Origin of the sequence: Novacetimonas hansenii JCM 7643, from assembly GCF_000964405.1 — a bacterium.
GTDB classification, from domain to species: Bacteria; Pseudomonadota; Alphaproteobacteria; order Acetobacterales; family Acetobacteraceae; genus Novacetimonas; species Novacetimonas hansenii.
In genome coordinates, this window is record NZ_BANE01000026.1 from 1 (window position 1) to 5245 (window position 5245).

The 5245-nt window shown below is 50.2% G+C and carries 6 protein-coding genes and 1 pseudogene; 3 read left to right on the forward strand and 4 right to left on the reverse strand.

Going from position 1 to position 5245, the window contains the following annotated elements; all coding sequences use genetic code 11:
• Positions 1-11 precede the first annotated feature (11 nt).
• The 3 genes from B7G66_RS01950 to B7G66_RS19120 form a co-directional block, all read right to left on the reverse strand.
• On the reverse strand, positions 12-548 hold the full coding sequence (locus B7G66_RS01950) for a hypothetical protein (protein ID WP_048858807.1): 537 nt from the start codon (positions 546-548) through the stop codon (positions 12-14).
• A gap of 192 nt (positions 549-740) precedes the next feature.
• Positions 741-1328, reverse strand: a complete 588-nt coding sequence (locus B7G66_RS01955; protein WP_040510898.1) for a sugar O-acetyltransferase — start codon at positions 1326-1328, stop codon at positions 741-743.
• Positions 1329-1602: 274 nt separating this feature from the next.
• Positions 1603-1734 carry a hypothetical protein gene (locus B7G66_RS19120; RefSeq protein ID WP_003620627.1) on the reverse strand — a complete coding sequence of 44 codons (132 nt, stop codon included), beginning with the start codon at positions 1732-1734 and terminating at the stop codon, positions 1603-1605.
• Positions 1735-1800: 66 nt separating this feature from the next.
• Between B7G66_RS19120 and B7G66_RS18595 the strand changes: the two are divergent.
• From B7G66_RS18595 to B7G66_RS01975, 3 genes and pseudogenes are all read left to right on the forward strand, one after another.
• Positions 1801-1884 (forward strand): annotated as a pseudogene (locus B7G66_RS18595) (XRE family transcriptional regulator); the annotation flags it as partial.
• 9 nt (positions 1885-1893) lie between these two features.
• Positions 1894-2463: an MmyB family transcriptional regulator gene (locus B7G66_RS01965; protein WP_231106297.1), complete on the forward strand. Its 570-nt coding sequence runs from the start codon at positions 1894-1896 to the stop codon at positions 2461-2463.
• Between the two features lie 446 nt (positions 2464-2909).
• Positions 2910-3713 (forward strand): YdcF family protein, encoded by an 804-nt coding sequence (locus B7G66_RS01975; protein WP_003620624.1) that lies wholly within the window; start codon positions 2910-2912, stop codon positions 3711-3713.
• A gap of 293 nt (positions 3714-4006) precedes the next feature.
• Here the strand turns inward: B7G66_RS01975 and B7G66_RS18600 are convergent, their stop codons facing one another.
• Positions 4007-4822: a hypothetical protein gene (locus tag B7G66_RS18600; protein WP_231106296.1), complete on the reverse strand. Its 816-nt coding sequence runs from the start codon at positions 4820-4822 to the stop codon at positions 4007-4009.
• Between the last annotated feature and the right edge of the window lie 423 nt (positions 4823-5245).

Sequence of the window (5245 nt, forward strand, 5' to 3'; positions counted from 1 at the left end):
GCAAGGCATTGTCAGTGCTGAAAAACTTTCGAATCAGGCTCTAAATAATCCCAGTCGGCGGGCATTTTTGAATTTAGCCCAGCGGCGTTGAGCCGCGCATTTTCTTCGTGGGTGAGAAGGCCCAAGTGATGCCACTTGATCAGGAGCGCACGAATGCCATCGCGGGTGAGATCGGCGCGCAACTGGAAGAGCATATCAACCATAACGGCGACAGGGACGGCATGATCGACGATCAGTCTGGCGGTCTTGTCGCGCGCGGCATATTTGAGACGATATACATCGGGAGCGTTATGGGCATGGGTCATGATCGCCACGACGCCCACCGACCTGAAATCCAAGCTTTCTAGCATTGCCAGCCGCTTTGCTGCATTCGGATTGTTGAACCATCTGGGCCGATCGCCGCTGCTCCGGTGGTGATCATGCTCGGATCGAAACGCATGCCAGTTGTCGATGAAATCCCTGAAAGGGGCACCATGATCATTGGCTTCTACTGCGATCCGGATGTGATCGAGATAGCTATTGGCGAGCGTATTCAAGCGGTCGGTCATACATCCATTTTCGCCTGCCTAACTCATCGGTGCAATGATCGAGCAGAAAACGTGAATGACCGGTATCAAGCTTAATGGATCTGCCATCCTATGACCGATAAGAAGGCGGTTGCCGCCTGTCAGTTCACTCAGGATTTCTATCGCGTGTATCCGACCCGCGCGGAAGTGACGAAAGTCCTACCTTAGCTCGCATCAGGCTGTACGATATTTCTCACGGTCCTTCTCGGTGATCGTTCGCAGGATCCGCGCAGGATTTCCGACGGCAACGCTGAAAGGAGGGATGTCACGATTGACGATTGCGCCAGCACCGATGACGCTGCCTCGTCCGATCGTGACACCTGGCATAATCTGGGCTCCGGCTCCTATCCAGACGCTATCCTCGATTGTTACCGGAAACGCATACTCCAGACCCTGATCCCGTCGCTCGGAGTCCAGAGGGTGCCCTGCCGTATGGATGCCGACTGCTGGTGCAATGAAGACGTTGCTACCGATTGCCACTTTGGCTCCATCGAGAATGACGCAGTTTACGTTTAGAAAAGAGTTTGCACCGATCTCGATATTGAATCCGTAGTCGCAGTGGAACGGGGCTTCGATTATAACGCCATTTCCGACCTGTCCCAACAGGGACTGAAGCAACTCCTTACGCTTTTCAGCCTGACGGGGCGGGGTGTGGTTGAACTCGAACAGAATATCCTTAGCCGCATTACGCTGACCGACTACCTCAGCATCGAAGTTAGCATCGTACAGAAAGCCTGCCGCAGCTTTTTCCATTTCTTTCATGAACAATGTTGTCCTAATCTTTAGTTTTGAATTATTTCTTTTTTATTAATCAGGTTTGTGACCGAGATTCAACAGGCTTGATCGTATCCATACCTTCACCGCTGGCCGCTCCAGCCCCTTACGTCAAGAAAAACCGGCAATGGTCTGCTCTTGGAGATAGCCTGACTGATCTCCCCATGTCTCAGATGTAGGCGACTGTCTGCTCAATTTCTCGACGCCGACATAGTCCGATGACGCCACATCACGCTATGCCCCACGACAATCGTGAACCCGACTACACTGGTGCCACCTGAAAACTGCTGACGTCGATAATGAAGCTGCCATCCACTTCGATCCCGAAATAGCGCATGACATAATCCGGCGCGGCCTGTTGCAGGGAACGGATGGCCGCGACCTGCCAGTGCATCAGACCAGTGATGGGTCGTAAAGCGACAGAAGACGGCGTCGAAGCTTCCGTGTTCGAAAGGGAGCTTTGCGGCGGGAAGAGGCGGCCCAGATCTGCGGTATCAGCACGACCTGGTATACATGGCTCGAACAGGGCCGGGATGTCTCCTGTTCGGCGGCAATGCTGGCACGTATTGCTACGGCCCTGCACCTTTCCTCTGCGGAACGCCTTTACCTGTTCGAACTCGCGCAGATGAAAGACCCCGATGCGTCGCGGCCTTCTATGGCATCAGACCTTCCTGAGGAGGTCCGGATTTTTCCAGAGCAGATGGCAGTGCCCTGTTATGTGCTTGATCCCCTATGGAATGCCTGCGCCGCCAATGACGCGGCCCGGCATCTTTTTGCCGGTTGGCTGGACGATAAAGAACGTAATCTGCTGCGTTATGTTTTTCTTGCACCAGGCGCCCGCACGTTTCTTGACGACTGGGAAAGCAGTGCGCGACGGGTGCTTGCGGAATTCCGGGCTGTCAGCATTCGTGGTGACACAGAACAGGTAGACGCGCTTGTGCAGGAGCTTCGGTCCCTGAGCCCGGATTTTGAGCGGCTGTGGCACAATCAGAGCGTGTTGCTACGGGAGGGCGGTCCCCGTAAGTTCAATCATCCCATTGATGGCCGTGTTGATTTTGACCAGACCATTCCCACTTTTACAACATGGTCGCAGTATCAGTTGGTAGCATTGAAACCACGATAGCTCTTTTGAAGTCAGACCGTCTGCTTTCCGGATGATCAAACATATCCTCTTACGACCGAGATGAGGCGATTGCCGCCCGTCTGCTCCGGCATCACTGAGCAGACGGGCAGTTCAGGGGGGATTTGCGACTGTCTGCTTTTTAGCGTTTGCCATCAATAAGCAGACATTTGAAAACGACCGTAAGTGAAGGTCAGCAGAAGATTACATGCAGGGTTTCCAACCACTTGGGCTGCGGGCGACAAAACCGGCAACAATGGTAAGGATGCTGCCGGAGATATAGCCGTGCATGACCAAGGTCGGAAGCAACGCCCATCGTCTGCGCCTATACCCGTGGCGGTCACCCTGATGAAAAACAGTTTTTTGAGGTATTTTCCGAAATCGGGCGCGTTACGGTAAGGACATTATGTCCTGTGTAGGGCGGCCTTCGGTAAGATAAAGAGAATAATATGTCTGAGTTCAATACCTATCTTAAAACGCAGAACGATATTGATGCAGTCAATGCGATATCAGCTTTTCTGGCCCTCAATGACATGCCTCAGGCTGACAGTGCTTCAGTGGATCTGGTGATCCACGCCGGAAATGCCATCCTTGAGACGGCTCATGCAGCCTGTGAGGCTGCACGTGAAGCCAACTGTCACCTGCTTTTTTCAGGGGGCATCGGGCACTCGACCACTCTTCTTGTAGAGACTGTCAGATCAGAAAACCTGCTACCAGAAATATACCTGAAAGACAGATCCGAAGCCGAGATTTTTGGCACTTTGGCTTCGGAAGTCTGGAGTTTTCCCAAAGAAAAATTGGTTCTGGAAACGCGCTCCACCAATTGCGGCGAGAACGCGAGCTTTACAAAATTACTCCTCTCGGAACTCGGGCTGGAACCCTGCTCTACTATCCTGTTTCAGGATCCGGCCATGCAGTTACGAACTTTCGTCACCTTCCAGAAAGTCTGGCAGGAGGCATCATGTGCAACTGTTTTTTATAGCTGTCCGACTTTTGTTCCGCGTCTCGAGATACGAGACGGAATCGTGACGTATGCTGCGGAACTCCCTTCGCGACTATGGAGCCCGGAGCGGTTCCTGTCTCTGATCATGGGAGAAATTCCCCGGTTGCGAGATGATGAGAACGGTTACGGCCCCTGTGGACGGGGTTTCATCCCGCATGTTGAAATTCCTTCTGAGATTGAGACCGCGTATCAACATGTTCATGGGCTTTTGAAAAATCATGAAAAAGCGAAGAATCGTGCGCTTGCATGACTGGGAGGATCATCCTGTCTCATAATGAGTTTTTGTATGTCATGCATGGAGTGCAACCAGAAAAAGTTGAAAACGACTGACCCGATTTTGAACCCATTTTATGGTCTGCTCTTTCATAAGTCTTGTCCGCTATTCGATTCCTCTTTTCGAATCTTCTACGTCTGAGATGAAGGCGATTGCCGCCCGTCTGCTCCGGCATCACTGAGCAGACGGGCAGTTCAGGAGGGGATAAGAGACGGTCTGCTTGTCGTCCACCAATTGGGAAAACAGTTACATAATAAAACCACTTCAATCTATTCTGTTAGCATTCGGGCAAGGTCAATGAGCGTCACAAAGCCGATATCAAAATCAGATTTTAGCCAGCGCCTGTGATCTTCATCAAGCACCGATGCCTTTTTGGAACTTCGTCCAAAGTCCTCACTACAGAATAGGTCCATTCCAAAACCATAGTGTGCCGCGATACTGTCACCATCTGCCCATTCTGCGACTACTTTGGCTACGTTTTCTCTTTCAGCCTTGGTTTCAGCGCGACCTAACCCTCTATGAAATAGCTCGTCTTTACCGCTCCCATATTTTTTAGTGAGTTTTACGCCGAGTTCAATTGCAGCAGCTTTACCCACACCTTTACATCCTAAGCTTCTAGATAACTCATGCACCTTGTCCATGCAGCGGACTAATTCCGTAATTCCACCGTCAGGCTTATACAAAGGATAAATTTTGTCATCTAAATGGAAGTTCCCCATTTCCATTCCGGTAATCAGCGGAAGAATTTTCAAAGAAAGCGCATCGTTAATTCTATTCATATGATTTATGTTGATAGTAGGAGGGGTAAATCCAATCCCGATTCTTATGCCAATATTTTGAGCATCAGTTTGATGGGTTTTTACGTTTATATGTGTACTTCCCATTGCAGATGGACGATCACGCTTCGTGATTCCTTCAAGTGTTATGAGGGTTTCACAGAAAAAACCTCGCAACCGACCAGAAATTATAGAACTACGAACTATTTCAGCTTCACCGTTATTTTCTCTTTGCGACGTTTCCGGATATAAAACTGAGTTTAATGTGTTTGTGTCGAATGTTACGCTTGGTATCGAATTTCTAATCATTTTACATACCTTATTGTTTCAACGCTGTATTCCATTAGATTTAGATACTATACGATATTAGTAATATATAATCAGAAGATGTCCGCTTTCAGAGAAAATGCCATATAGAACAATGTCCGACTTTAGGCGACTGCCGCCTGTCTGCTCCATTCTCACGAAACAGCCAGGCGGTCATCCTTGCATCACAACGCGACGAAGCATGATTTAAAGGTTGACGAAGGCCGTTACTGCGAACGCGATCATGGGGCCGCGTTGACGTGCGCAGGTGTGTTCACGGGAAAGGGGAGTATGCAAACACCCCGGACCGTTTAAGTGATCCGAGGTGTAAATGGACGTCCCGTTTACAAACCAACGCATTGTTTCAAAAGAAAAACCTGGCGCCTTCTAAGCTGTGGGTCGTTGGTTCGAATCCAACAGGGCGCG

Bases quoted from the DNA above. Each gene is read 5' to 3' on its own strand.
- B7G66_RS01950 (WP_048858807.1), bottom strand. From the start codon at position 548: ATGACCGACCGCTTGAATACGCTCGCCAATAGCTATCTCGATCACATC.
- B7G66_RS01955 (WP_040510898.1), bottom strand. From the start codon at position 1,328: ATGAAAGAAATGGAAAAAGCTGCGGCAGGCTTTCTGTACGATGCTAAC.
- B7G66_RS19120 (WP_003620627.1), bottom strand. From the start codon at position 1,734: ATGCACTGGCAGGTCGCGGCCATCCGTTCCCTGCAACAGGCCGCGCCG.
- B7G66_RS01965 (WP_231106297.1), top strand. From the start codon at position 1,894: ATGCTGGCACGTATTGCTACGGCCCTGCACCTTTCCTCTGCGGAACGC.
- B7G66_RS01975 (WP_003620624.1), top strand. From the start codon at position 2,910: ATGTCTGAGTTCAATACCTATCTTAAAACGCAGAACGATATTGATGCA.
- B7G66_RS18600 (WP_231106296.1), bottom strand. From the start codon at position 4,822: ATGATTAGAAATTCGATACCAAGCGTAACATTCGACACAAACACATTA.